At 65.0% G+C, this 26864-nt stretch carries 20 protein-coding genes and 1 pseudogene; 10 read left to right on the forward strand and 11 right to left on the reverse strand.

The features are described 5' to 3' along the window. The first annotated feature begins 13 nt into the window (after positions 1–13). From phoB to NFE57_RS04880, 4 genes are all read left to right on the forward strand, one after another. Positions 14–706, forward strand: coding sequence for a phosphate regulon transcriptional regulator PhoB (phoB, locus tag NFE57_RS04865; protein WP_252134438.1), 693 nt, complete (start codon positions 14–16; stop codon positions 704–706). A gap of 106 nt (positions 707–812) precedes the next feature. Then, positions 813–1109, forward strand: a complete 297-nt coding sequence (locus tag NFE57_RS04870; protein WP_252134439.1) for a hypothetical protein — start codon at positions 813–815, stop codon at positions 1107–1109. A 101-nt stretch (positions 1110–1210) separates the two neighbouring features. After that, the gene (locus NFE57_RS04875; RefSeq protein ID WP_252134440.1) at positions 1211–2107 is read left to right on the forward strand and encodes an SDR family NAD(P)-dependent oxidoreductase; all 897 of its coding nucleotides are present in this window, start codon (positions 1211–1213) and stop codon (positions 2105–2107) included. A 247-nt stretch (positions 2108–2354) separates the two neighbouring features. Further along, on the forward strand, positions 2355–3386 hold the full coding sequence (locus NFE57_RS04880) for a hypothetical protein (protein ID WP_252134441.1): 1032 nt from the start codon (positions 2355–2357) through the stop codon (positions 3384–3386). A 38-nt stretch (positions 3387–3424) separates the two neighbouring features. On the opposite strand, the gene NFE57_RS04885 is transcribed toward NFE57_RS04880, so the two are convergent. Together NFE57_RS04885 and epsC are read right to left on the reverse strand one after the other, a co-directional pair. Next, positions 3425–3769, reverse strand: coding sequence for a DUF2794 domain-containing protein (locus NFE57_RS04885; protein WP_252134442.1), 345 nt, complete (start codon positions 3767–3769; stop codon positions 3425–3427). Further along, on the reverse strand, positions 3769–4449 hold the full coding sequence (gene epsC, locus NFE57_RS04890; RefSeq protein WP_252134443.1) for a serine O-acetyltransferase EpsC: 681 nt from the start codon (positions 4447–4449) through the stop codon (positions 3769–3771). The genes NFE57_RS04885 and epsC overlap by 1 nt, the downstream gene beginning before the upstream one ends. A gap of 155 nt (positions 4450–4604) precedes the next feature. Between epsC and NFE57_RS04895 the strand changes: the two genes are divergently transcribed. From NFE57_RS04895 to NFE57_RS04915, 5 genes are all read left to right on the forward strand, one after another. Then, a complete protein-coding gene (locus tag NFE57_RS04895) occupies positions 4605–5372 on the forward strand; it encodes a sulfite exporter TauE/SafE family protein (protein WP_252134444.1) in 768 nt (255 codons plus the stop codon). A gap of 132 nt (positions 5373–5504) precedes the next feature. Further along, positions 5505–6068, forward strand: a complete 564-nt coding sequence (gene ahpC / locus NFE57_RS04900; RefSeq protein WP_252134445.1) for an alkyl hydroperoxide reductase subunit C — start codon at positions 5505–5507, stop codon at positions 6066–6068. 184 nt (positions 6069–6252) lie between these two features. After that, positions 6253–7836 carry an alkyl hydroperoxide reductase subunit F gene (gene ahpF / locus NFE57_RS04905; RefSeq protein ID WP_252134556.1) on the forward strand — a complete coding sequence of 528 codons (1584 nt, stop codon included), beginning with the start codon at positions 6253–6255 and terminating at the stop codon, positions 7834–7836. Positions 7837–7935: 99 nt separating this feature from the next. Continuing rightward, complete coding sequence (locus NFE57_RS04910; RefSeq protein ID WP_252134557.1) at positions 7936–8835, forward strand: hydrogen peroxide-inducible genes activator; 900 nt, start codon at positions 7936–7938, stop codon at positions 8833–8835. Beyond that, positions 8832–9413 carry a fasciclin domain-containing protein gene (locus NFE57_RS04915; RefSeq protein WP_252134446.1) on the forward strand — a complete coding sequence of 194 codons (582 nt, stop codon included), beginning with the start codon at positions 8832–8834 and terminating at the stop codon, positions 9411–9413. Before NFE57_RS04910 ends, NFE57_RS04915 begins: the two co-directional genes overlap by 4 nt. Positions 9414–9512: 99 nt before the next feature. On the opposite strand, the gene NFE57_RS04920 is transcribed toward NFE57_RS04915, so the two are convergent. The 3 genes from NFE57_RS04920 to NFE57_RS04930 form a co-directional block, all read right to left on the reverse strand. After that, a complete protein-coding gene (locus NFE57_RS04920) occupies positions 9513–10430 on the reverse strand; it encodes an ROK family protein (RefSeq protein WP_252134447.1) in 918 nt (305 codons plus the stop codon). Between the two features lie 152 nt (positions 10431–10582). Next, on the reverse strand, positions 10583–12931 hold the full coding sequence (locus NFE57_RS04925; protein ID WP_252134448.1) for a GH92 family glycosyl hydrolase: 2349 nt from the start codon (positions 12929–12931) through the stop codon (positions 10583–10585). A gap of 20 nt (positions 12932–12951) precedes the next feature. Beyond that, a complete protein-coding gene (locus NFE57_RS04930; protein WP_252134449.1) occupies positions 12952–14385 on the reverse strand; it encodes a glycoside hydrolase family 125 protein in 1434 nt (477 codons plus the stop codon). A 221-nt stretch (positions 14386–14606) separates the two neighbouring features. Here NFE57_RS04930 and NFE57_RS04935 point away from each other — a divergent pair, with 221 nt between their 5' ends. Further along, the gene (locus tag NFE57_RS04935; RefSeq protein WP_252134450.1) at positions 14607–15317 is read left to right on the forward strand and encodes a copper homeostasis protein CutC; all 711 of its coding nucleotides are present in this window, start codon (positions 14607–14609) and stop codon (positions 15315–15317) included. Between the two features lie 255 nt (positions 15318–15572). Here the strand turns inward: NFE57_RS04935 and NFE57_RS04940 are convergent, their stop codons facing one another. The 6 genes and pseudogenes from NFE57_RS04940 to NFE57_RS04960 form a co-directional block, all read right to left on the reverse strand. Next, a complete protein-coding gene (locus NFE57_RS04940) occupies positions 15573–17915 on the reverse strand; it encodes a GH92 family glycosyl hydrolase (RefSeq protein ID WP_286207654.1) in 2343 nt (780 codons plus the stop codon). A 23-nt stretch (positions 17916–17938) separates the two neighbouring features. Beyond that, positions 17939–18985 (reverse strand): glycoside hydrolase family 43 protein, encoded by a 1047-nt coding sequence (locus tag NFE57_RS04945; protein ID WP_252134451.1) that lies wholly within the window; start codon positions 18983–18985, stop codon positions 17939–17941. Positions 18986–19077: 92 nt separating this feature from the next. Beyond that, entirely contained in the window at positions 19078–22032 is a 2955-nt protein-coding gene (locus tag NFE57_RS04950) for a TonB-dependent receptor (protein WP_252134452.1), read from the reverse strand. Positions 22033–22381: 349 nt separating this feature from the next. Beyond that, on the reverse strand, positions 22382–23284 hold the full coding sequence (locus NFE57_RS16850; protein ID WP_382279653.1) for a glycoside hydrolase family 2 TIM barrel-domain containing protein: 903 nt from the start codon (positions 23282–23284) through the stop codon (positions 22382–22384). A gap of 204 nt (positions 23285–23488) precedes the next feature. After that, positions 23489–24322: pseudogene (locus tag NFE57_RS16855) on the reverse strand (sugar-binding domain-containing protein); the annotation flags it as partial. A 132-nt stretch (positions 24323–24454) separates the two neighbouring features. Continuing rightward, positions 24455–26821, reverse strand: a complete 2367-nt coding sequence (locus NFE57_RS04960) for a GH92 family glycosyl hydrolase (protein WP_252134454.1) — start codon at positions 26819–26821, stop codon at positions 24455–24457. Positions 26822–26864 lie beyond the last annotated feature (43 nt).

Below are 26864 nucleotides of genomic sequence, written 5' to 3' on the forward strand. Positions count from 1 at the left end.
GGAGCGCCGACCCATGCCTGCCGCCCGGATGCTGCTGGTCGAGGACGATTCGGCGCTCGCCGAACTGCTGACCTTCCATTTCGAGCGTGAGGCTTTTCTCGTCCAGCACACGCCAGACGGCGAGGAAGCCTTGCTGTTCGCGCGCGAGACACCCCCCGATATCGTGCTGCTCGACTGGATGGTCGAAGGGCTGTCGGGGATCGAGGTCTGCCGACGCCTGCGCCGCGCGCCCGATACCGCGAACGTGCCGATCATCATGCTCACCGCGCGCGGCGAGGAGGAGGATCGCGTGCGCGGGCTCGATACCGGCGCCGACGATTATGTCACCAAGCCCTTCTCGCCGCGCGAACTGGTCGCGCGCGTCAACGCGGTGCTGCGCCGGGTGCGCCCCGCGCTGGCGGGCGCCGAACTGCGCTACGACGATCTCGTCATGGATACGGTGGGCCACAAGGTCCGCCGCGCCGACAAGATCATTCCGCTCGGGCCGACCGAATTCCGGCTGCTGCGTCATTTCCTCGAACATCCCGGCTGGGTGTTCTCGCGCGAACGGCTGCTCGATGCGGTATGGGGCCACGATGCCGATATCGAATCGCGCACCGTCGACGTTCATATCCGGCGGCTGCGCAAGGCGATCAACGAGGGTGGCCGCACCGATCTGATCCGCACCGTGCGATCGGCCGGCTATGCGCTCGATTCGGCACAATAGCGTTTGATGTGCGGCGCCGGCCCGCTCCCCCCGCAACCAAGAACCATTTGCCCCGACCGTGCGTTACCCTGCCTGCGCGTTGGCGCACAGCATTCAGGAGGTACGCATGAAACTCTTGTTCCTGGCAGCAGCCGCGGCGATCGCGATCCCCGCCGCGGCCCAAACCACGCCCGATCCCGCCCCGCAGGATCAGACAGCCCCGACAACGACCACCACCCAGGACCCCGTCGGCGGGTACGAACCGGCAACCCCGCCGATGAACGGCACGCCACAGCCCGGCGCGACGATCGTTTTCCGGCCCTCGCAATCGCCCGATCAGGCCTTCCCCCCACCCCCGGCACAGGCCAATTATCCGCTCTGCAGCAAGAAGGTGAAAGACGATTGCCGCCAGCGCGGCGGGTGATCGCGACGCCCGCTTGAAGGCGCATCGCTCCGCCCCGCTTTGCGCGTGCAGGCAGATCGCCTAGGAAGGGCGCTTTCCGGCTTCGGGGAGCGCCCTTTTCCATGTCCATTCGCTTCGATAATCGCGTCGCCATCGTCACCGGCGCCGGTGGCGGCATCGGCCGCGCCTATGCGCTCGATCTCGCGCGGCGCGGCGCGAAGGTCGTCGTCAACGATCTCGGCGGCGCGCGCGATGGCACCGGCCATTCGGACGCCGCGCTCAAGGTGGTCGAGGAGATCGAGGCGGCCGGCGGCGAAGCGATGGCCAATGGCGGCAGCGTCACCGATTACGATCACATGGTCGAGATGGTCGCGCGCGCGAAGGAGCGTTGGGGCGGCGTCCATGTCCTGATCAACAATGCCGGCGTGCTGCGCGACAAGAGCTTCGCCAAGATGGAACCCGCCGATTTCGATTTCGTCGTCGACGTCCACCTCACCGGCTCGGCCAATTGCACCAAGGCGGTGTGGGAAACGATGCGTTCGCAGAATTACGGCCGCGTGCTGATGACCGCCTCCTCGACCGGCTTGTTCGGCAATTTCGGCCAGGCCAATTACGGCGCGGCCAAGCTCGGGCTCGCGGGGCTGACCAAAACGCTCTATCTCGAAGGCGCCAAATACGGGATCAAGGTCAACACGATCGCGCCGGTTGCCGGCACAAGGATGACCGAGGATCTGTTCCCCGAAGAGGCGTTCAAGGCCTTCGCGCCCGAAAAAGTGGTACCGGCCGCGGTCTATCTCGTCTCCGAAGATGCCCCCACCAATACGATAATCGGCGCGGGCGCGGGGGTGTTCCAGGCATCCTATGTCACGCTCACCCCCGGCGCCGCGCTCCACGGCGACGATTGTTCCGCCGAGGGCATTGCCGCGAATTGGGCAAAGATCACCGACCGCACCGGTGAGATCGTCCCCCAATCGGGCGCCGAACAGGCGATGCTGATCCTCAAGCAATTACAGGGCTGACCAATCAGATTACCCCGTCATGCCGGACTTGTTCCGGCATCCAAGCTTCAACAAGCGATATCGCTCGCGGAAGGGGCGGTTTGCTGAACAGGTCCAGATGACGAAGGCCTCTGCAACGTGACCCCATCGGCGAAGCGCTGCACCTTGGACCCAGCCGCTTCGCGCAACGCCGCTGACCGCCTCGGCGTATTGCATCACTAATACACCAATGCTATAGCCCCCCGCCATCCAACAGGAGGATGGCTCGATGTATAGCGAAAGCGATATCGACAATGCGGTCGCGGCGGGGGCAATCAGCCGCGACACCGCCTTGGCGTTGCGCAACCATGTCGCCCAGGCCCGGCTGGCGCCGGCGGTGGACGAGGAGCATTTCCGGCTCCTCAACGGCTTCAACGATATTTTCGTGACGATCGCGATCGCGCTGCTGCTGGTCGCGGTGGCGCAGATCGGCGCGAGCGTCACCGAGGCGCTGGGGGGCGTGGCGGTGGCAGGCACAAGCTGGCTGCTCGCCGAATATTTCACCCGCCAGCGCCGGATGGCGTTGCCCAGCATCGCGCTACTGCTCGCTTTCGTGGGCGGAGTCGCCGCAGCGCCGATCGGGTTGATGGTGAGCATCGATCCCGCTCTGTCGGATCGCACCAGCGCCGTGATCGCCGCCGCAATCGCGCTGGCGAGCGCGGGCGCGGCGTGGCTCCATTGGCGGCGTTTCGCAGTGCCAATCACGGTCGCGGCGGGCGCGGTCGCGGCAGTGGCCGTCGTCGCCGCGCTCGTACTTGCGGCGATTCCCGCGGCGAAGGAGGCAATCTACCCGATCCTGCTCGTCGCGGGCATCGGCGTGTTCGCGCTCGCGATGCGCTGGGACATGAGCGATCCGACGCGCGAAACGCGCCGCGCCGACATCGCTTTCTGGCTCCACCTCGCCGCCGCGCCGCTGATCGCGCATCCGGTGTTTCAGATGCTCGGTGTGCTCGATACGGTCGTCGGCATCGGCACCGCGATCATCGTGGTCGCGCTTTATCTGGTCTTCGCGTTCGTAGCGCTGGCGGTCGATCGGCGCGCGCTGCTCGTGTCATCGCTCGCTTATGTGCTTGTCGCGCTGTACGCCGTCATCCGCAGCGCGGGTGCGGTCGATCTCGGGGTGGCGATCGCGGCGCTCATCATCGGCTCGGCGCTGTTGATACTGTCGGCCTTCTGGCACCCGATGCGCCGCCGCGTGGTCGCCACGCTCGGGCAACTCGGTCATCGGCTGCCGCCTGTGCAGACTGTGCTGGCGGCCTGAACCGCAGCGCCCCGGCGTGTTGATCGCCGGGGCAGCCGTCACTCCCCGACCAGCTTGAGCAACCGCCGCTCGATCGGCGCGAGCACCCCGACCAGATCGTGCCCGCGCTTGATGATGATGCCGGCTTCGGTCACCAGCGCCCACATGCCCTGGCGCTGGCGCAAGTCGGGGCGCTTTTCGATACGATATTCGGGGCGTTCGGAAGCGCGGCGAAAGGCGGCAAACACCGCCGCGTCCTTGCCGAGATCGATCGCATAATCCTTCCAATGCCCGGCAGCGACCATGCGACCGTAGAGATCGAGAATGCGGCTGAGTTCGATCCGGTCGAAGCCGATCTGGCGGGCGCTGGTCGCGGCGACGGGAAAAGGGGTGACATTTCCCATCAGGCGCGGTCGCGTTGGTCCTCATGTTCGGCCAGCAAGGTATCGAGCCGCTTGCGCAGCGTTTCGATTTCGCAGCGCATCAATTCGATTTTCTGCGTCTGCGGATCGAACAATTCGCTGCACGGCGTGCCATAAGGCACGAAACCGCGTTCGACCCGCCCGCCTTCGACCATCGTCGCGCGTGCCGGAATGCCGACCATCACCGCGCCGTCGACGACATCCTTGGTGACCACCGCATTGGCCCCGATCCGCGCGCGCGCGCCGACCATTACCGGACCCAGCACCTGTGCGCCCGATCCGATGATCGCGCCATCGAGAATGGTCGGGTGGCGCTTGCCCGCCACGCCGTTGTCGGGGCTGGTGCCGCCCAGCGTCACGCATTGGTAGATCGTGACATTGTCGCCGATCTCGGCGGTCTCGCCGATCACCGTAAAACCGTGATCGATAAAGAAATTGCGCCCGATCTTGGCGCCGGGATGGATGTCGATCGCGGTCAGGAAGCGCGCGAAATGGTTCACCGCGCGCGCCAGCAGATACAGCCGCGCCTCGAACAGCCAGTGCGCGACACGGTGCAGCCCGAGCGCCCAGACACCCGGATAAAGCATGACTTCCCAACGCGATCGCGCCGCAGGATCGCGCGCCTGAATCGAATCGAGATAACCGGTCAGCCGGTCGAACATAACGGTCCCCTGGTTCGGATCGCGGTAATTTAGCGTCTCGCATAGCCAAATTCCAGCATCGGCTTATCGCACCTTCATTCGACTAAATATCTAGTGCTCTTGTGGGTAATAATATTTCGGCGATACGCGAGGCCCCGCAACGATACGGAAAGCCAATGATGGACGTACTGACGGTGGTCGATCTCGAGATGCTGCTCGCCTTCGCCGCCATCGGTTTCGCCGCGCAAATCGTCGATGGCGCGCTGGGGATGGCGTTCGGAGTGATTTCGAACACGCTGCTGCTCTCGCTCGGGGTGCCGCCCGCCGCCGCCTCCGCCGGGGTCCACGCCGTCGAAACCTTCACCACCGCCGCGTCGGGGATCAGCCACGCGCTGCATCGCAACGTCAATTGGCGGCTGTTCTTCCGGCTGATGATCCCGGGCGTGATCGGCGGCGTGCTCGGCGCCTATGTCCTGTCCAACATCAACGCCGCCGTCGCCAAGCCGTTCATCCTCACCTATCTCGCCGCGATCGGCTGCTACCTCGTCTATCGCGGGCTGCGCTATCCGCCGGCGGAACGGCAACCCAAGATCGTCGAGCCGCTCGGGCTCGTTGGCGGCTTCCTCGATGCCGCGGGGGGCGGCGGCTGGGGGCCGGTCGTCACCTCCAACCTGCTCGTCCAGGGCGCGAGCCCGCGGACCACGGTGGGAACGGTCAACGCCGCCGAGTTCTTCCTGACGCTGACGGTATCGATCACCTTCATCACCCAACTCGGCTTTGCGGCCGTGACTCTGGCGACCGTCGGCTTGCTGATCGGCGGCATCCTCGCGGCGCCGTTCGGTGCGCTCCTCGCCAAGCGCGTGCCCGCCAAGACATTGATGTTGCTCGTCGGCGCGATCCTGGTGCTGACCAGCCTGATCAATCTGTGGCGATCATTAACCTGATTTTGCACTCAATATATTTGATCTGATCGACTCTATCGATCAGGCCAAGCGACGCTTCCCGTTTGTTTGCTGCGACGCAATGCCTATATGACGCATTGCAACATCGACCAACCAAACAAGGAGATAGTTTCCATGGCGAAGATCGGCGATTCCCTGAAGCCATTCAGCACCCAAGCGTACAAGCAGGGCAAGTTCGTTCCCGTCACCGAAGCCGACGTAAATGGCAAATGGGCGATCTTCTTCTTTTATCCCGCCGATTTCACCTTTGTCTGCCCGACCGAGCTTGAAGATCTGGCCGGGATTTACCCGACTCTCCAGAAAATGGGCGTCGAAGTATACAGCGTCTCTACCGATACGCACTTCAGCCACAAGGCATGGCACGATAGCTCGCCCGCGATCGGCAAGATCGATTTCTTCATGCTCGGCGATCAGAACCACACGCTCTCGACCAATTTCGATGTCCTGCGCGATGGCCAGGGCCTGGCCGACCGCGCGACCTTCGTCGTCGATCCGCAGGGCGTGATCCAGCTGATGGAAATCACCAGCGAAGGCGTCGGCCGCAATGCCGCCGAGCTGCTGCGCAAGGTCAAGGCTGCGCAATATGTCGCCGCGCACCCGGACGAAGTCTGCCCCGCCAAGTGGGAAGAAGGCGAGCAGACGCTGGCGCCGTCGCTCGAACTCGTCGGCAAGATCTGATCCTCGTTCCCGGTCGTGTGCCGGTCCCCCCGAAAAGGTGGATCGGACGCGGCCGGCCCCCTTCGGCACCGCGCGCGATCCTTCGCGGCGCGGACGCCGTCCTGCGGCCCGGGGCGATCGACCCCACCCCCGTCCTGATTGCCCCGGGCCGCCCCTCCCCTTCAACGACAGGAGTTTCGTGGTCGTGCTCGACGCCAATCTGACGCAACAACTCAAGGGCTATCTTACCAAGATCCGCGTGCCCATTGAGCTCGTCGCCAGCCTGGGCGACGACGCCAAGAGCCGCGAACTCGAGGAATTGCTGAACGAGATCGCGGCGCTGTCCGACATGGTCACCGTGCGCCGTGCCGATGACGATGATGATGCGCGCACACCCAGCTTCCTGATCCAGCGTACCGGCACCGATACGGCCGTGCGTTTCGCGGGCATTCCGCTGGGCCATGAATTCACCTCGCTCGTCCTCGCGCTGCTCCAGATCGGCGGGCATCCGCCGCGGATCAGCGACGAATTGATCGAGCAGATCAAGACGCTCGACGGCGATTTCGTCTTCGAGACCTATTTTTCGCTGTCGTGCGGCAATTGCCCCGATGTGGTGCAGGCGCTCAACACGATGGCGGCGCTCAACCCGCGCATTCGCCACACCGCGATCGACGGCGCCCTGTTCAAGGACGAGGTCGAGCGCCGCGAGATCATGACCGTCCCCCAGGTATTTCTGGGCGGGGCGCCGTTCGCACAAGGCCGGCAGGAACTCGAACAGATCCTCGCCAGGATCGATACCGGCGCCGAGGCCAAGGCCGCCGCGAAGCTCGCCGCCAAGGAACCGTTCGACGTCCTCGTCGTCGGCGGTGGCCCGGCGGGTGCGGCGGCGGCGATCTATGCCGCGCGCAAGGGCATCCGCACCGGCATCGCGGCCGAGCGCTTCGGCGGACAGGTGCTCGACACCGTGTCGATCGAGAATTTCATCTCGGTCTCGCACACCGAGGGGCCCAAATTCGCTGCCCAACTCGAACAGCATGTCGGCGATTACGACGTCGACGTCATGAACCTTCAGACCGCGACCGCGCTCATCCCCGCAGCCGAGGAAGGCGGCTTGCACGAAATCGTGCTCAAGAATGGCGCCTCGCTGCGCGCGCGCACGCTGATCCTGTCGACCGGCGCGCGCTGGCGGCAGATGAACGTGCCGGGCGAGAACGAGTATCGCAACAAGGGTGTCACTTATTGCCCGCATTGCGACGGTCCGCTGTTCAAGAACAAGCGCGTCGCGGTGATCGGCGGCGGCAATTCGGGCGTCGAGGCCGCGATCGATCTCGCGGGGCTGGTCGGCCATGTCACGCTGATCGAATATGACAGCCAGTTGCGCGCCGACGCGGTGCTCCAGCGCAAGCTCGGCAGCCTGCCCAACGTCAAGATCATCACCTCGGCGCTGACGACCGAGGTGTTCGGCGACGGCAGCAAGCTGACCGGCCTGTCCTACAAGGATCGCGAACGCGGCACCGAGCACCAGATCGAGCTCGAAGGCATTTTCGTCCAGATCGGGCTGGTCCCCAACACCGAATGGCTCAAGGGCGCGGTTGCGCTCACCCCGCACGGCGAGATCCAGATCGATGCGCGCGGCGCCACCTCTCAGCCCGGCATCTTCGCGGCCGGCGATGCGACCACGGTGCCCTACAAGCAGATCGTGATCGCGGCGGGCGCCGGCTCGGCGGCGGCGCTGTCGGCGTTCGACTACCTCATCCGCCTCCCCGCCGAGGAGCGCGAAGCGGCATAAGCCTGTTCCGTCATGCCGGCGCGTTCCCGGCATGACGGCGAGCTATCGGTAACCGCCCATATCGATTACAGATCGCCCAGACCATCAGGGAGGCGATCACTGAGCACGACCTATCTGCCCACGCTCAAGCAGCTCCAATATCTGGTGGCGCTGCGCGATCACGGCCATTTCGGACGCGCGGCGGAGGCGTGTTTCGTCACCCAATCGACGCTGTCGGCGGGGATACGCGAACTTGAGACGCTGATCGGCATCACGCTGGTCGAACGCACCCGCCGCGTCGTGCGCTTCACCCCGCTCGGCGATCGCATGGCGGCCAAGGCGCGCCGCGTGATCCGCGAGGCCGAGGAACTCGGCGATCTGGCGCGCGCCGCGGGCAAGCCCTTGTCGGGCGAGATGCGGATGAGCGTGATCCCGACGATCGCGCCGTTCATGCTCCCGCGCATCCTGCCCCGCCTCAGGCGCGACTATCCCGATCTCAAGCTGTTCCTGCGCGAAGAACCCAGCGCGGCGGCGTGTGAAGGGCTCAACAACGGCCGCACCGATTGTGTGCTGCTCGCGCTGCCTTATGCCTGCGGCGAGGTCGCCTCGCGCACGTTGTTCGACGATCGGTTGTTCGTCGCGTTCCCCGAGGGCGAGGAGCCTCCCCCGATGTCGATCAGCGCCGACGAGATCGACGAGCGGCGGCTGCTGCTGCTCGAGGACGGGCATTGCCTCAAGGATCATGTCCTCGCCGCGTGCAACCGGCCCGAATTGCGCGCCGAAGCGACGATGATGGGCACCTCGCTCCACACGATCGTGCAGATGGTCGATAACGGCCTCGGGGTGACGATGCTGCCCGAAATGGCGATCGAGGCGGGCATCCTCGATCATACCAGCATCACCGCGCGACCGCTCGCCGCCGAGCATCCCTCGCGCTCGATCGCGCTGGTCTGGCGCCGCGCCTCCCCTCGCGAAAAGGATTTCCACCTGCTCGCCGACGTGCTGGCCGAGGCACAATGAGCCGCGCGCTGCTCCCGCTCGGGCTCGTCCTCGTCCTCGCCGGCTGCGCGGCAGGCCCCGTGGCGCCGGTCGCCCCGTCAGCGCCGCCGGCCAACCCGCAGGTGGGCGGTGTCGCGATGATCGAAACGTGGAGTACGCTCGACAATGCCCGCGCGGCGCCGCCGCTCGCCACCTTCGCGCGCGCGATCGATGCGGCGGGGCTGGCCGATGCGCTCGCCGCCCCCGGCCCGGTCACCGTCTTTGCGCCCACCGACGCCGCCTTCGGCCGCCTCGCGCCCGGCACGCTCGCCGCGTTGCTATTGCCCGAAAACAGAGCCGCGCTCGCCAAACTCGTCAATTATCACGTGGTACCGGGTCGGCTGACCGTCGCCGATCTCAAGGCCCGAATCGCCGCAGGCGGTGGCACCACGTCACTGACGACAGCCGAAGGCGAGCCGCTGACGCTAAGCCTCGTCGGCACGACAATTGCGCTCACCGATGTCGGCGGCAACAAGAGCTATGTCGAAACCGGCGACATCCGCGACACGTCGGGCATGATGCATGTCGTCAACGGCCTGATGATCCCGACGATCGATTAGAGTGATTTCGAGCCAGATGGAATCATCTGGCGACTCGGAAATCACGGCAAACAAAAGATAATCCGGAGCCGGTCCGGTTCCGTTGGAACCGGACCGGCCCTAAACTCTGGCCTCGGCCTCGGCCGCGATCGCCAGCGCGATCGCCCCCAGCGGCCCCGCCATCGCGCCCAGTTGCGGCGCGACGACATAGGGGCCATCGGTGGGCAGCGGCATATAGCCGCCAAGGCTGTCGATCACCGCGCCGTTGATGCGCTCGATCAGATGCGGCTGGCGCGCCAGCACCCCGCCGCCGATCGCGACGCGCAGCGGCCCGGTCGCGCAGACCATCGCATGCACCATCGCCGCCAGCGTATGGACGATCGGTTCCCAGACCGGATCGTCGGGCGCGATCTCGCTCACCGGTCGCCCGCCGACGCGCGCCTTGAGCGCGCTGCCCGAAGCCAGCCCCTCGACGCAATCGGGATGATAGCGGCACACGCTCGCGGCCGTATCGTCCGCCAGCCGCGGCACGCGGATATGCCCGATCTCGCTATGCCCGATCCCGCGCGTGGGCTTGCCATGGACGATCAGCCCGACGCCGACCCCGGTCCCCACCGTCACATAAGCGAAATCGTCGAGCCCCTGCCCCGCGCCCCACGCGATCTCGGCCAGCGCGGCGCCATTGACGTCGGTATCGAACCCCACCGGCACCGCGAAGCGCGCGGCAATCTCACCCAGCACATCGGCACCGGGCCATTGCGGCTTGTTGGTCGCGAGCACGCGCCCGTGCCGCGGCGATCGCGGATTGAGATCGAGCGGCCCGAACGAGGCAATACCGAGCGCCGCAAAACCCGAGCCGCGATCCCATGCCTCCAGCGTCGCGATGATCGCGGGCAAGGTCTCTGACGGGATCGTCGTCGGGATAGTCCGCTGATCGATCACCTCAGCGGGGCCGTTCGCCAGCGTGCAAATACACTTGGTGCCGCCCAGTTCAACGCCTGCGAACGGGCGCCGCGCGGGTTCGCCGCCGCCGTTCACGAATCGGTTCCCATGCGCTGCGGCCTGCGCGGCGTGGCCGGGGCGACCTCTCCGCACGCGCCTGAATGCGATCCTGTAATCATAAACTCTCCCGCCGCGGGTATCGCCCCATTCTCACGCCGCAGCCGCTGTAATGCGCCAGTTTCCATAATTCAGACGGTGCCGCCCTCCCCCGCATCGTGCCCGAAAGACGGCGGGCGATCGGCCGCGGCGCTGCCGAAGCTCGATGGCTTGGCCCCCATCTCGAACACGAGTTCGCCGCCTGTCACCAGATCGGCATGCGCAATCCAGTTCTTGCTCCACGGCGCGCCGTTCCAGCGCACCGACTGGATATACGGCCGGTCGGGCGCATTGCCGTTCGCGCGCACGATCAACGTCTTGCCGCCGCCCAGATCCATCTCGGCCACGTCGAACAGCGGCGATCCGAACACATAGACCGCACTCACCGGATCGACTGGATAGAAGCCGAACGCCGAGAGGATGAACCACGCACTCATCTGCCCGCAATCGTCATTGCCGATCACGCCATCGGGATCGGCCTTGTACATCTCGGTAAGCAGCCGGCGCACCATCGCCTGCGTCTTCCACGGCGTGCCGCAATAAGCATAAAGATACGCGACGTGGTGATCGGGCTCGTTGCCGTGCGCATATTGCCCCACCAGCCCCGAAATATCGGGCGGCGCATTGTCGGGCAGCGTCGAGGGCGCGTTGAACAGGCCGTCGAGCTTCTTCTCGAACGCCGCATCGCCACCAAAATGCGCGATCAGCCCATAAACGTCATGCTGGTTGAGGAAGGTCGCCTGCCAGCCGTTGGCTTCGGTGTAATCGCGCCACTTGGGGACGTTGTGGCCGATCTGGATCGGGTCGTAATCCTTCCACCAGCTCCCGTCCTTGAAGCGTGGCCGCGCGAAGCCCACCGACGGATCGATGACGTTCCGGTAGTTCTGCGAGCGCTTGCGCAGCGCCGCGGCATCCTCGGTCGCCCCCACCGCCTCGGCGATGTGCGCCATCGCCCAATCGTCATAGGCATATTCCTGCGTGCGGCTCACCGACTCCCACACTTCATCGGCCGGGATATAGCCGAGGTCGTAATAGAAGCCGCGCCCCAGCGTGCTGTCGATATCCTTGAATGTCCGGTCGAACGCGCGGCGCCGGATGTTGGGCCAGGCTGCGGCATAATCGGCCTTGATCCCCTTGGCGTGCGCCTCGGCGAGCACCGAGACGCCGTGCCACCCGATCATGCACGCGGTCTCGACGCCCTGGAGCGGCCACACCAGCGGCCCCGCGGGGCTCTCGGCGGTCTGGCGGCACATGTCGCGCGTCAGCAATGCGGCATGCTCGGGCTGGATCAGCGTCAGCAGCGGATGCAGCGCGCGATAGGTGTCCCACAGCGAATAGGTGCTGTACGCTTCCTCGCCCCTGGGCGCGGTATGCACCTGCCGGTCGAGCCCGACATAGCGGCCGTCGCGATCGGTGAAGAGCGTCGGTGCAAGTTGCGCATGATAGAGCGCGCTCGTCATGATCGTGCGCTGCGCCTCGGTGCCGCCCGCGACCCGGATCGTCCCCAGCGCCTTGGCCCAGGCCGCGCGCGCGGCACTGGTCGCGCCGTCGAAATCCCAGCCCGGCGCCTCGGCGGCCAGCGCGTCGCGCGCGCCCTTGACGTCGACCGCCGACAGCCCGGTCTTGATCAAGATCGGCGCACCGCCCGCCTCGTCGAAGAAAAGCGCAACCTTGAGCTTGTTGCCCCGAATCGCCGTCGTGCCATCGGTCACGGGCTTGCCGTCATCGCCGAAGAATTGGACGCGGCTGGGCGTGCGCGACAGCTGCATCGCGAAATGGATGCGCCGGCCCTTGGCCCAGCGGTTGACCTGCCGCCCCCCCGTCAACGTGCCGTCGGGATCGAGCGTCAGCGACGCCTGCTCGACCACTACACCCTTGTCCCAATCGTCCTCGATCGCGTGCGCGAAATCGATCAGGATGTGCCCCGGCCCCTGGCCGAAGCGATAACGATGCAACCCGCAGCGTTCGGTGACGGTCAGTTCGGCAAGCACCCCCGATTCGAGCCGGACGCGGTAATAACCCGGCTCGGCATGTTCGTCTGAATAGCGCTGGCGATAGCCTTCGTCCGGCTTCTCGATCGACCCCGGCTCGAGCTTGAGCGGCTGCCGCGTCGGCACCACCAGCACGTCGAGCATGTCGCCGATCCCGGTGCCCGACAGATGAGTATGGCTGAACCCCATGATCGAGCCATCCTTCTGATGGTAGCCCGAGCACGCATCCCAGCCATGGGTGTTGGTATCGGGGCTGAGCTGCGCCATCCCGAACGGCAGCGACGCACCGGGAAAGGTGTGGCCGTGCCCCCCGGTGCCGATGAACAGATCGGGCTTGCCGGGCGTCGGCAAGGCTTCGGCGCCGACCGGTCCGGCGCACCCGGCCATCGCCCCCCCGATCGCGACAAGGCCCGTGGTCACAAGAAGCTGGCGGCGGCTGGTGGCGATCATCGCTGTTCCTCCGGTTCGATTCAGAGCGGCTGCGCGAGCAGCGCAGGGCGCTTGTCGGCGATCTCGACGATCAACTGGCCGAACAGCGCATTGGCCCACGCGAACCAGCTTCGCGTGAAGTTGGTCGGATCGTCCTTGTTGAACGATTCGTGCATGAAGCCGGTGCCGCCATGCGTGGTCTTGAGCCAGCGCAGGCATTGCAGGATCGTCGCGTCGTCATCGGCGTTCATCGCCCGCGTGATGATCGACATCGGCCAGATCATATCCAGCCCGATATGCGGCCCGCCGATCCCCTCGGCCGCCTTCCCGGAGAAGAAATAGGGATTGCGTTCGCTCCACGCGAGCGCGGCGGTGCGGCGGAACAGCGGATCGTTGCGATCGGCGGCGTCGATCAGCGCGAGGCCCGACAGGCTCGGCACATTGGCGTCGTCCATGAACACCCAATTGCCGAAGCCGTCGATCTCATACGCCCACACCTGCCCGCCCGCGCCGTCGGGGACGAGCGCATGCTGCTTCAGCACTCCTTCGACCTCGGCCGCGAGCGCCTCGGCCTCGGCCGCCGCCTTGGCATCGCCCCGCGCCTCGCGCTGGACTGTCGCCATCTGGCGCAGCGCCGACACCGCGAACAGGTTCGACGGGATCAGGAACGGATAGAGGCACGCATCGTCGGAAGGCCGGAACATCGAATGGATCAGCCCGATCTTCTTCGTCGGAGAGCCATAGCCGCCGAGCATCAGGCTGTCGGTCGGCGCAAGGGCCTTGCGCTGGAAATGATACGGCCCCGGCCCCTCCTTGCGCTGCTGGACGCGGAACGTCTCGACCGCGAGCGCCATCGCGCGGCTCCAAATATTGTCGAACGGCGCCTTGTCGCGCGTGCGCTTCCAATATTCATGCGACAGCCGCATCGGGTAGCAGAGCGAATCGATCTCCCACTTGCGCTCGGCAACCCCCGGCTTCATCTCGGTCTGGTCGGTCTGCGACCATTCGAGCCGCGACGGCGCGGTCGGGTCCTTGTCGAACGCATTGGCATAAGGGTCGATCAGGATGCACCGCGCCTGCCGCTGGATCAGCCCCTGGAACAGCCGCTTGAGCTTGGCGTCCTTCGCCACGAGATGGACATAGGGCTGCACCTGCGCCGAACTGTCGCGCAGCCACATCGCCTCGATGTCGCCGGTCAGGACGAAGGTGTCGGGTTTGCCGTCGATCGTGCCCGTCTGCACCGTCGTGTCGAGCGTGTTCGGGTAGCAATTCTCGAACAGCCACGCGAGTTCGGGGTCGGCGATCTTCGCCTTCACACGCGCGATCTCGGCCTCGATCGCGGGGCTGGTGAAATTGCGCTGCGCCGGTGCGGGGCGCTTGCTCACCCGATCGGCGGCGCGCGCGGCGGCGGGCATCAGGCCGGCGACGGCCAGCGCCCCAGCGCCCGCCATCACGTCGCGTCGGTGAAAACTCATCGCGGCAACTCCCTCATGTCCCGGGAGCAGCGGTCGCAGCGCGCGGGTCGCACAAGGCCGGTCATGTCCCTCTCCCTGCATCGCGACGCCGTTGATTCCGCGCGCCGCAGTCGAAGCCGCAAGTGTAGACAGCGGCGGCCCTCGAAAACAATAGCCAATTTACTTTTCTAATTGATTGGGACGACGATTGCACCTTTTGCACGGGTGGAGGATGAAGGCGCATGGTCCGAATTCTCGAAATCTGCGTCGATACGATCGCCAGCCTTGAGGCCGCCCGCGCCGGTGGCGCCGACCGGATCGAGTTGTGCAGCGCGCTCGGCCTCGGCGGGCTCACGCCCTCGCCGGGGTTGATCGCGCTCGCGGCACAGCAGCCCCTGCCCTGCCACGCGATGGTCCGCCCACACGCCGGCGCCTTCGCCTATGACACCGCCGAGGTCGCGCAGATGGAAGGCGACATCGCCGCGATCGCCAGCGCCGGGCTGGCCGGCGTGGTGTTCGGCGCGACCCGCGGCGACACACTCGACGCGCCGGTCCTCGAGCGCCTGATCGGATGTGCGACGCAGCACGGTCTGACGACGACGCTCCACCGCGCGATCGACACGCTTTCCGATCCGGTCGCCGCCATCGACACCGCGATCGCGCTCGGTTTCGATCGTGTTCTATCGTCAGGCGGCGCCTCCCACGCGATCGACGGCCGCGTCACGCTGCAGGCGATGCGCGCCCGCGCCGGCGACGCGATCACGCTGATGGCCGGCAGCGGAATCGATGCGAACAATGTCGATCGGTTGCTGGCGATCGGGATCGATGAGATCCACGCCTCATGCGCGCACATCTGCCGGAACCACACGCTGTCCCACCTCGGCTTGGCGGCGCCGCGCCACCACACCAGCGCCGACCGCGTCCGCGCGCTGCGCGAGGCGATCGACAAATAGCCGTCATGCCGGACTCGTTCCGGCATCCAACCCTGCCCGAGCGCCAGCGCTTGAGGCACGTTGGCCCCCGGAACAAGTTGACCGATGACCCCCTTCGATCTCGTATTCCCATTCCCTCCCCGGCGAAGGTCGGGGTCCAGCATCGGGCCGGTCGTAACTGGACCCCGGCCTTCGCCGGGGAGCGGTTGCAGGAGTGATCCTGTAATTACCTGTCCGAAAGGGATAAACGCCGACCAACTCCAGGGTGATCGCTGGCTATTTCACCGGCTTGCTCATCGAAAACGGCACATCGCCCGGTGCGCTGCCCCATTGCTTGTTGGGGGTCGCGCCCATCACGAATTTGAGCACCCCGCCCTGCCGCAGCGCATCATGCGTCAGATAGGTTTTGCTGACCGGCTGGCCGTTGAACGTCACCGACTGGATATAGACATTGTCGGGCCCGTTATTCTCGGCCTCGATCGTCAGCGTCTTGCCGCCCGGCATCGCCAGCGAGACGTTCTGGAACAGCGGGCTGCCGATCGCATATTCGCCCACCGCCGGCGTCACCGGATAGAAGCCCAGCGCCGAGAACACATACCAGGCCGAGGTCTGGCCGTTATCCTCGTCGCCCGGATAGCCGTCGGGCGCGGGCGAGTAGAGCCGCTTCATCACGTCGCGGACGTGATATTGTGTCTTCCACGGCGCACCGGCCCAGTCGTACAGATAGATCATGTGCTGGATCGGCTGGTTGCCGTGCGCATATTGGCCCATGTTGACGATCTGCATCTCGCGGATCTCGTGGATCACCTGCCCGTAATAGCTGTCGTCGAAGATCGGCGGCGCGGTGAAGATCGCATCGAGCCGGTCGACGAATTTCTGCCGCCCGCCCATCAGATCGATCAGCCCCTGCACGTCCTGCATGATCGCCCAGCTGTAATGCAGCGCATTGCCCTCGGTGAAGGCATCGCCCCATTTGTACGGATTGAACGGCGTCGCCCATGACCCGTCCTGATTGCGGCCACGAATCCAGCCGCTCTCGGGATCGTACAATTTGCGGTAATTCTGCGCCTGCGCGGCATATTTCTCGGCGTCCGCGGTCTTGCCCAACGCCTTGGCCATTTGCGAGATCGAGAAATCGGCGGTCGCATATTCGAGCGTGCGCGCGGCATTCTCGTTGATGCCGACATCATAGGGCACATAGCCGAGCCGGTTGTAATATTCGACGCCCTCGCGCCCGACCGCGCCGATGACCCGGCCTTTCTTGTCCTTGGGGCGCCCCTCGCTGGTCGTCGCGTTCTTGATCATCGCTTCGTACAGCGTCTCGGCGTCGAAGCCGCGCACGCCGTTGATATAGGCGTCGGCGATCAGGTTCGCCGAGTTGGACCCGATCATCACGTCGCGATAGCCGGGGCTCGCCCATTCGGGCAGCCAGCCGCCTTCCCTATAGGTGTTGACCAGCCCCTGCATCATCTGGCTGTCGCGCTCGGGATACATCAGCGCGAAGAAGGGAAAGACCGCGCGCCAGGTGTCCCAGAAGCCGTTGTCGGTGAACATGTAGCCGTCATGCACCTTGCCGTCATACGGGCTGTAATGGACGATCTTGCCGCGCGCATCGTGCTCGTGGAACATGCGCGGGAATTGCAGCATCCGGTACAGCGCCGAATAGAAGGTACGGCGATTGTCGAGGTTCGGATCGGTGACGCGGATGCGCGACAGTTCTGCCTCCCACGCCGCCTTGGCCTTGGCCCTGGTGGTGTCGAACGCGTCGTTGCCGATCTCGGTCTTGAGGTTGAGCAGCGCCTGTTCGGGGCTGATGAACGACGACGCGACCTTGACGTGGACCTGCTCGCCCGCGCTGGTCTTGAAGCTCACCACCGCGCCGACATGCCCGGCCTCGCGGGTGGTATCGGCACTGAGCTGCCAATTGTCGTCCCAGGTCCGCGTGACCGAGAAATCGCGATCGAATTCGGCGACGAAATAATTGTGGAAATTGTCGGGCACGCCGCCGTGGTTGTTGCGGACATAGCCGGTGATACGGCGGTTCTTCGCGTCGATCGTCACCTTCGAGCCGCCGTCGAGCGCGTCGAGGATGATGTGCGCATCGTCGCTCTTGGGGAAGGTGAAGCGGAATTGCGCGGCGCGTGTCGTCGGCGTCACCTCGGCGGTGACGTTATAATCGGCGAGATAGACCTTGTACGAATAGGGATGCGCCTGCTCGGCCTTGTGGCTGAACCAGCTCGCGCGCTCATCTTCCCTGATCCTGAGCGGCCCGGTCTCGGCGAACAGCGAAAAGGCCGCGTAATCGTTCATCCACGGGCTGGGCTGATGGGTCTGCTTGATGCCGTTGATCTTCTCGCCGGCATAGGTGTAGCCCCAGCCGCTGCCGGGCTCGCCGGTCACCGGGGTCCAGCTGTTCATCCCCCACGGCACCGCGACCGCCGGATAGGTGTTGCCATACGACAGCCGATAGCTCGAATCGGTCCCCATCAAGGGATTGACCAGATCGACGAACGATTCCTGCGCCGCGGGCGCGGCCTGCGCCAGCGCCGCCGGGGTAAGGCTCGTCAGCACGAGCGCGGTGGCGGCGGTCCTGAGCGCGAGGCGCCTGATCGTCTTCAAATCCTGTCTCCCCTTGTCCCCGCTCAGCGCGGCAGCGGGCGCGGTGTCACGCCCTCGTTGGTCATTTTCACCGGCGCGATCGTGCCGTCAGGTCGGAACACCATCCGATCGATCGCCATCTCGCGATGCTCGCCCTTGTCATCGCCAAGCGGCCGGCGGTGATAGACGATATACCAGTCGTCGGTGCCGGGCACGTTGACCACCGAATGGTGCCCCGCGCCGCGCGCGATTCTGAAATCCTGGCTGAGGATCTTGCCCATCGGCCTGAACGGCCCCGTCGCGCGCGGCCCCATCGCATAGGCGACGCTGTAATCGGGGCCGGTCCAGCCGCCTTCGGACCACATCAGGTAATACACACCCTTGCGCTTCACGAGGAACGAGCCCTCGACATAGCCGGGCGGCGTGATCTCCTTGAACGTCTCGCCATCGGGGAACGGCTCGATCGAGGTCAGATCGTCGCCGAGGCGCACGACGTTGCAATGCCCCCAGCCGCCATAATAAAGATAGAATTGCCCGTCATCGTCGCGATAGACGAACTGGTCGATCGGCTGCGCGCCGTTGTGGAAGCGCGAGATCAGCGGCTTGCCGATCGCGTCCTTGAACGGTCCGGCCGGGCTGTCGGCAACCGCGACCCCGATCCCGCCGGTCTCGCCGTCCTTCTGGATGTCGTTGGCGCCGAAGAAGAGGTAATATTTGCCGTCCTTCTCGATCGCCGATGGCGCCCACACCGCATAGCCCGCCCAGGAAACATCGGCGACGTCGAGCACATGCTCGTGTTTGGTCCAATGGACCAGATCGGGCGAGGAGAAGGCGTTGAAGAAGGTCTGGATGCCGTAGGACGGCCGGACCATCTTGTTCTTGCGCAAGTCCTTTTGCGCCTCGGTGAATTCGGGCGAGACGTCAGGCGTGCCGTCATGATCCGAATAGGTTGGATAAATCCAATATTGCCCGTCGAAGACCCGGATTTCGGGATCGGCATACCAGCCCGGCACGATCGGGTTGGCGGCAAGCACCGGCACCGCCGCCAGCGCGCAAAGTCCGCCCGTCACGGATAGCTTGAATGGAGTCATGCCGCGTTCGATCCTTGCGCCCGTTACCGACAAGGCGGGGCGGTTTCCGGATAAGGAAACCGCCCCGACCTTCTCACCTTCTCACGCGTGCGTCAGAACTTGAACGACATGCCGACGTAGAACCGGCGGCCCGAATAAACGTTCGAGATGAACCGGTCCTTGGTGTCGTTGCCAAGATGCTGGCGCTGTTCCGACTTGGTCAGGTTGATCACCGAGGCGGTCAACTGGAGGTTGTCGAACAGATCGTACGATGCGTTGAGATCGACCTGCTCATACGGGTCCGAATAGATGTTCAGCCCCGATTGCAGGCCACCCACGACCTCGCCGCGCCGGTTGTACGACGCGCGCAGCAGAACGGGGCCGTGCTCGTAGAACAGCGACGCGTTGACCTGCGTCTTGGCGCTGCCGACCAGCGGCGAGGTGCCGATCTTCTCGCCGTTCAGGCTGACGTCGGCGACCGAGGTGTCGTTATAGGTGAAGTTCACCTGCGCGCCGAGCCCGAAGTCCAGCGTATGCTGGGCGTAAAGCTCGATGCCCTGCGACACCGCCGACGAGCCGTTGGCCTGCGTCGAATATTGCTGGATGGTCACCATCTCGCCGGCGACTTCGCTCTGGATGTCCATCACGATCGGCACGATGAAATCGTGCACGTCCTTGCGGAACAAGGTCGCGCCCAGCACCGAGCCGCGATGGAAATACCATTCGACGCCAAGGTCGTATTGCCACGCATTGAACGGCTTCAGATTGAAATTGCCGCCGCCGCCGAACCAGCCCGGCAGCGCCCCGAATTCGGCCCGGTCGAACACGAACGCGTCGGAATTGAAGGTCAGCGACCGCGCGCCGGCGAGATCGCCATAGCCCGGCCGCGCGACCACCTTCGCCACCGCGCCGCGAACCAGCAGGTTCTGCATCGGCTCCCAACTGATGTTGAAGCTGGGCAGAATGTCGGTGTAGCTCTTCGATTCGCTGTTCGGGCTGAACACCTTGACCTGGCGCGGCGGCACCGGCGGGGTGGCGGTGGGATCGCCATCCTGCGGGATGACGAGGCAGTTGCCGTCCTCACCCTTCGGCTTGTTCGGATCGAAATCGCCGCCGGGGCCGTCGACGCAATATTCGTTCTCATAGGTGATGACGTCGGTCGACCTGCCCGACTGCTTGGTGTTGGCGACGCGCACGCCGATATTGCCGCGAATGGTGTCGGTCTTGAAATTGAGCTGGGCATAGCCCGCCCAGATCCGCTCGCCGATATCGTAGCGGTTCTGCGGCTCGGGCACGCGCACCGGGCCGTTGTACGTATCGTTCAGATACGCGATATATTTATCCATGTTGATCGCGGGAAAGGCGCTCGCCTCGAAGCCGCCCGCGATATTGCCCAGCCCGTCGGGATAGAAGATTTCCGGCAGCGCCAGCGCACCGCCCGGCGTGTCCTGGAAACGCCGCGTGTTCGCGGCGTCCGAATACCATTCGAACCGCCCGGTCTCGCGATGGATCGCCGCGTCGCGCCATTTGGCGCCCACCTGCACCGAATCGATGAAGCTATCGAAGTGGCGCGTCACGTCGACCTGCGCGTAACGCTGTGAAAGCGTGCTGTTGGAGAAGCCCGATCCGGTCGATCCAAGATCGATCTGCGCGGTGCCGTTGAGCATGTTCTGCAGCATGTCGGGCGAGAACGCCATCGCCACGCTCTGGTCGGTGAAGTTCCACGCGCTCAGGTGATTGCCGTTGTCGGTGCCGTTGCGTGGCTTGGCCTGCGCGAAGAACTGGAACGCCGGGCCGCCTTTGGAACGCGTCTTGCCGACCGCGAAATGAACGTCGAGGCGATCCTTCGTCCATTCGCCCTGAACGTCATAGGTGTTCGAGACGGTCTTTTCCCGCGTCAGCGTATTCTGCGGCGCCGGCGTTTCCATCGTGCACATCTTGCCGGGCACGCGGCACTCGGTGCCTTCGGGCGGCACCTCGAACGAGGCACCGGTGAAGATCGTGCCGCTGGGGTCGAGCGTCGCGCCGGTGAAGAAATTGCCATAGCCCCATTCGGGGATCTTGATCGTGTTCGAGCGGTAATTGCCGTCAAGCTCGAACCGGAAGTAATTGGCGGTGATCGTCAGATTGTCGAACGGCCGCATCTGCGCCGTCGCCTGGATGCCCAGCCGCTTGCGCTTCTGGTCGAAGATGTTCTCGTCGACCGACTGCGGCGCCCAATAACCGCTGTAATGCTGGCCGTCGCGGGTCGTGGTGCCCGCATTTTTGCCGCTGTTCCAATAGGAGATAGCGTCGTCGTTCGAGAACGGATTGCCGTTGACGTCGACCGCGGGATTGGTGGTCTTGTCGTCGGTCCACCAATGCCAGCTCTCGGTATTCGCCGACAGCGAACGGTTGGTGCGCTGCTGATAGGTCGCGCCGACCAGGAAGCCGATCCGCTCGCTCGGGTCTTTCCATGAGATAAGGCCAGAGACCGACGGCTCGATCTTGTCGGTCACGTCGGCATAGGTGCCCTCGGCCTGGATATTGCCCGACCACGGCTTGAGATCGAACGGCTTGCGCGTGTGGTTGATGATGACGCCGCCGACGCCGCCTTCGTCGAGCCGCGCTTCGGACGATTTGTACACCTCGACGCTGCCGATGAAGCTCGACGGCAGCAGCAGGTAATCGAACGAGCGCGACGGATCGCCGCCGGTCGAGGCGATGAAGTTGCCGTTGAGTTCGGTCAGCGTCAGATCGGAGCTGAGCCCGCGGATGCTGACGCGGCTGCCCTCGCCGCCATCGCGCGAGATGATGATGCCCGGCACGCGCTGGAGCGAGTCGGCGACGTTCTTGTCGGGAAACTTGCCGACGTCCTCGGCGGTGATGACGTCGATGAAGGCATTGGCCTCGCGCTTCTGCTCGAGGCTCTTTTCGATCGACTCGCGATAGCCGGTAACGACGATCGAACTCGAATCCTGCGGCGCTTCGCTTGCCTGCACCGGCGCCTCGGCGCTGGCCTGTGCGGAAGCCTGGCCGGCGCCACACAGCCCGACGACAGCACCCGCGGTGAGCATCAGATGGCGCACGAGGCGCTCTCGGCGGTCGGCCGATCGATATGTGTTTTGAGCCTTCATGTCGACGTCTCTCCTCCCATGACGGGGCTATGCGCTCCCGTTCATTCTCCCCGGCCCCATCGCCGGCTCGCGTCCATTGGACCGATGCGGTACTGAATTCATAATATGAAAAGCAATTTGTCAAATGAATTCGTGGAGCCGCATGATGCTTCCCAAAACCCGTTGCAAAGACCCCACAGATTGGCATCGAATCGACGCGTTTCCGCGCCGTTTCACCGCGACAGGCAGCATTCACCGCCGCGGCAATCGCGGTGATGTCACGCTCGTCAATCGCGCCAAAACGCCTCTCTCGGTGCCTGTATCAGTCTCCCCGGAGTGGTGCGGCGATGCGCGCCAGCGCCTCGGCGGGCGCCTTGGGCGCCGCGCGATCATAGGTCAGCAAGCCGTTGATCTCGTCCTCGACATCGGTGGTCTGGGTGTAGACCGCGGCGCTCAGCCCCGCCTCTTTCGCCTGCCGGATCACCGCATCCATCTTGCGGCGGAAGCGGGCGAGATAATCCTGCTCGCCGGTCGCGACCTGATAGCCCCAGTTCTTCTTGCCCGGCCGCCAGATATGGCCCGCCACCGGCAGGCCGATGCCACCATATTCGCCCAGCACGATCGCGCGGCTGGCCTGATGCGGCGGGGTGCGGGGCACGTCCTCATAGCTATGGATGTCGAGCACGTCGGACGCCTCGGGCGCGACATCGAGCCACCCCGAATCGGCGTTGACCAGCCGTGAGGGATCAATCCCCTTCACGTATCGCGCCAGCGTCGCGGAATCGTACTGGCCCCAGCCCTCGTTATTGACCACCCACATCACGATCGACGGGAAGGCGCGCAGTTCGCCGATCATCTCGGCGAGCTCCTTCTGCTGCTCGGCGATCGCCTCGCCCGGAAACACCGCCTGATACTGGCTGGTCCCGGCCAGGAATTGATCCTCGCCCCCGCCCGATGGCATGTCCTGCCAGATCAGCATCCCGAGATGATCGGCGTCGTAATAATAACGCGCGGGCTCGACCTTGATGTGCTTGCGCAGCATGTTGAACCCCGCTTTCTTCAGAAAGACGAGATCGCTCTTCATCGCCTCTTCAGAGGGCGGCGTGTAGAGCCCGTCGGGCCACCAGCCCTGATCGAGCGTGCCGTTCTGGAAGACGGGCCGGTTGTTGAGCAGGATCGCGGGCTGGCCCTGCACCTTGCCCGGCCCGATCGAAATCTTGCGCATCGCGAAATAGGCGTTGACGCTGTCGCGCGGGGCGCCGGTGACGGTGGCACCGGCATAGACCTCGCGCTCGTGCTGCGTGAAGCGCGAGTCGTATGCCGCCCGGTCGCGCTCCTTTTCGCTCCTATAGGGGTCGCGCACCGTCACCAGTTCGGCCTTGAGGTCGTACAGATACGGATCGTCTGGCGACCACAGATGCGCATCGGGAATGCGAATCGTCGCGCGGCGATTGGCGCGGATGATCGTCTGCGCGATTTGTTTGCCGCCCGCGCTCGCGGTCAGCCGCACCGCGTCGGTATCGGTCGCCCAGCCGTTCAAGGCGACCGCAACGTCGATCACGCCACGATCGATATCGGGCGTCGCGCGCACGTCGGCGATGTGGAGCCTGGGCACCGGCTCGATCCATACCGTCTGCCAGATACCGCTGACGGCGGTGTACCAGATGCCCGACGGATCGAGGATCTGCTTGCCGCGCGGCTGGGTGCCCGCGCTGGTCGGGTCGGTCACCTCGACGATCAATTCGTTCGCGCCCGGTTTCAGATAAGCGGTGATATCGAAGCCGAACGCGTCGAACCCGCCCTTGTGGCTGCCGACGACCGATCCGTTGACGTGCACCATTGTCTCGTAATCGACCGCGCCGAAATTGAGCATGACATGCTCGCCCGCCCAGTCGGCGGGCACGGTGAAGCTGCGCCGATACCAGATGCGGTCATCGGGGGTGACCTTGCGGGTGACGCGCGAGAGCTTGGATTCGATCGGGAAGGGCACCAGCACCTGCCCGTCCATCCGCGCGGGCAGTGCGGCCGCCTTGGGCGCGATCGCATAGTCCCACAGCCCGTTGAGGTTGAGCCAGCGTGCGCGCTCCAATTGTGGGCGCGGATAGCTGCGCCACGCATTGTCGGGGGTCACCGCCTTGCCCCAGTGTGTCATCAGATCGGTCGCGGGGATCGGGCTGATGCCCGTTGCGGGGGTTTGCGCCGATACTGCGCCCCCCGCCACCGACATTGCCAGCAAAGCCACGAAACCGAGCGCGGTGCGCATAGGCTGTCTCCTGTGGCGCGACGCGCCGTGTGGGTAACTGAAGCCCGGGATCGCAAGGGGAAGGAAGGGACGATCCCGGGCTCCGGCCCCCGCCGCATGATGGAACGGCGGGGGCTGTCCGGCGGATGGGTGTCAGCGCGCCGTCATCGATGGCGGCGCGGCATCGGGGGCCGAGCCCCATTTCTTGTTGGGTTGCGCCCCCATCGTGAAGACGAAGGTCGCGCCCTGCTTGATGTCGTCATGGCTGAACCAGGTCTTGTTCCACGGCTTGCCGTTGAGCGTCGCCGACTGGATGTAGACGTTGGTCGGCGAATTGTTCTTCGCGACGATCCGCAGCGTCTTGCCGTTGCCCATGTCCAGCCGTGCGTCGTCGAACACCGGGCTGCCGATGATATACGTCTGGCTCGACGGATCGACCGGATAGAATCCCATCGCGCTCAGCATGTACCACGACGAGGTCGCGCCCTGATCGTCCATCCCCGCATAGCCGTACCCCGCGGCATCGCTGCCGTACATCAGATCGAGGATCTTGCGGACGAGCGCCTGCGTCTTCCACGGCTGGCCGCTCCAATTGTAATAATAAGGCGCCTGCTGGTCGGGCTGGTTGCCGTGGACATATTGCCCGATCATCCCGGTACAGTCGCGGCAGATGCCGGTGGGATTGTACGGTTTGGTGAAAAACTCATCGAGCTTGGCGTTGAACTTGTCGCGCCCGCCGAGCAGCCCGATCAGCCCCTGCACATCGTGCGGCGCCAGCCACAGGGTCGACCAGCCCGACGCCTCTTTCATCATGAAATTGTAGTACGGTTCCTGTGGGTCGAAGGGCGATATCCATTTGCCGTCGGCGGTACGCCCACGGATGAACCCGATCGATTTGTCGAACACGTTAGCGTAATTGCCCGCGCGCTTGAGGAACATTGTGTAATCGTCGGTCTTGCCAAGCTTTTTGGCGTATTGCGCTAGCGCATAATCGTCCCACGCATATTCCATCGTGGTCGCAGCCCCCGCCTTGCCGCCGGCATAAGGCGGGCTGGGATTGTGATCCGGCACGATATCCGAAATCCAGCCCTGCTTGATATATTCGGCGAGATAGCCGCGCGGCCCCTTGGGATCGACCGCGTTCTTGCGCAGATATTCGTACGCGGCCTCGTAATCGAACGGGATGCCGCGCTCCCACGCGCCGAGATAGAGGAACACCGCGTTATCGCCGTGGAACGAGGTATTCATATACCCCTTCTCGCGCGCCATATCGAGTTCGGAGGCCATGATGTTCTGGACGACCTCGGGCTCCATCAATTCGAGCAGCACGATCTGGTTGCGGCCGGTATCCCAGAACGGCACCGGGCCGTAGCGATCGTGCGTCGCGGTCTGCACCTTGCCGTTGGTGTCGGCGAATTGCTCGCCCTGGGCCGCGATCAGCCGCGGCGAGGCGAACGACTGGAACAGCGTCGAATAGAACAATTTGCGCTGCTTGGGCGTCCCGCCCGTCACCTGGACGCGGTTGAGCAAATCGGACCATTCGCTGCGCGCGGCGGCGTGGACGCGATCGAAATCCCAGCCCGGCACCTCGTCGCGCAGCCGCTGCTCGGCCTGCGCATAGCTGGTGCCGTGCGCCATCTTCACCAGCACCTGCTCGCCCTTGCGGGTGTTGAAGGTCACGTAGCTGCCAGCATAGCTGCCCGAGACATCGCGGCGGCCGGGGGCAACATCGCTGGCCCCGATTCCCCAGCCCTCATGCGCCCCCGGATCCTTGCGAAAGGTGCCGAGCGCGGTGAACGGCTTCGAGAATTCGGCAACGAAATAGGCGCCGTCGGTGGCGCGGCTTTGCTCCGAAACACCACGTACCTTGGCATCGCCGACGACCTCCACGGTGCCGCCGTGGCGCGGGAAATTGATGATGACGTTCGATCGCGGGCTCTCGGGAAAGGTAAAACGCATCACGCTCGCCCAGCGCGTCGCGGTCAGTTCCGCCTCGGTGTCGAAACTGTCGAGATAGACCGAATAATAGCCCGGCGCCGCCTTCTCGCGCGCCTTGTCATAATAAGACGGGCGATACGCCGGCGGCACCGACCAATCGCCCACCACCGGCATGATGATCGGCTCGGCGCCACCGCCATAGGTCGAGCCACCACCGCCGGTGAAGCCGAACATCGTCGGGTTGGTGTAATAATAAGGAACGGCGACGCCGTTGGGGTACAGAAGCTCGATATTGTTGTTGATCGGCGCGGCCTCGACCGAGGCGTGCGGCAACCGCGCGCCTGGCGAGGTTTGCCCCGAATAGACCGGCTCGCCCGGCGGCGGCGCGTTGCCGATCAGGTCCTGGCGGTCGAGCGGGGCGGTGCCGACCAGCGGATCGGCGAGATCGACCGGCGCCGTGCGATCCTGCGCCTGCACCGCGGCTCCGATGCTCACAACCGCGAACATGATGCCCCCCGCAGCCAGCGCCGAGCGCACCCGCATCGTCGCAGGCGTTCTTCCTGAAATCCGACGATTCATCATCGACCCCTCCCCGTTGTTTCATGGCCGCGCGGTCGCGCCGTGA

The sequence above is a fragment of the Hephaestia sp. MAHUQ-44 genome (genome assembly GCF_023806085.1).
Lineage (GTDB): Bacteria > Pseudomonadota > Alphaproteobacteria > Sphingomonadales > Sphingomonadaceae > Sphingomonas.

Coding starts and splice junctions, on each gene's coding strand:
- phoB (WP_252134438.1), top strand. CDS start 14: ATGCCTGCCGCCCGGATGCTGCTGGTCGAGGACGATTCGGCGCTCGCC.
- NFE57_RS04870 (WP_252134439.1), top strand. CDS start 813: ATGAAACTCTTGTTCCTGGCAGCAGCCGCGGCGATCGCGATCCCCGCC.
- NFE57_RS04875 (WP_252134440.1), top strand. CDS start 1,211: ATGTCCATTCGCTTCGATAATCGCGTCGCCATCGTCACCGGCGCCGGT.
- NFE57_RS04880 (WP_252134441.1), top strand. CDS start 2,355: ATGTATAGCGAAAGCGATATCGACAATGCGGTCGCGGCGGGGGCAATC.
- NFE57_RS04885 (WP_252134442.1), bottom strand. CDS start 3,769: ATGGGAAATGTCACCCCTTTTCCCGTCGCCGCGACCAGCGCCCGCCAG.
- epsC (WP_252134443.1), bottom strand. CDS start 4,449: ATGTTCGACCGGCTGACCGGTTATCTCGATTCGATTCAGGCGCGCGAT.
- NFE57_RS04895 (WP_252134444.1), top strand. CDS start 4,605: ATGATGGACGTACTGACGGTGGTCGATCTCGAGATGCTGCTCGCCTTC.
- ahpC (WP_252134445.1), top strand. CDS start 5,505: ATGGCGAAGATCGGCGATTCCCTGAAGCCATTCAGCACCCAAGCGTAC.
- NFE57_RS04915 (WP_252134446.1), top strand. CDS start 8,832: ATGAGCCGCGCGCTGCTCCCGCTCGGGCTCGTCCTCGTCCTCGCCGGC.
- NFE57_RS04925 (WP_252134448.1), bottom strand. CDS start 12,931: ATGATCGCCACCAGCCGCCGCCAGCTTCTTGTGACCACGGGCCTTGTC.
- NFE57_RS04930 (WP_252134449.1), bottom strand. CDS start 14,385: ATGAGTTTTCACCGACGCGACGTGATGGCGGGCGCTGGGGCGCTGGCC.
- NFE57_RS04935 (WP_252134450.1), top strand. CDS start 14,607: ATGGTCCGAATTCTCGAAATCTGCGTCGATACGATCGCCAGCCTTGAG.
- NFE57_RS04945 (WP_252134451.1), bottom strand. CDS start 18,985: ATGACTCCATTCAAGCTATCCGTGACGGGCGGACTTTGCGCGCTGGCG.
- NFE57_RS16850 (WP_382279653.1), bottom strand. CDS start 23,284: ATGCGCAAGATTTCGATCGGGCCGGGCAAGGTGCAGGGCCAGCCCGCG.
- NFE57_RS04960 (WP_252134454.1), bottom strand. CDS start 26,821: ATGATGAATCGTCGGATTTCAGGAAGAACGCCTGCGACGATGCGGGTG.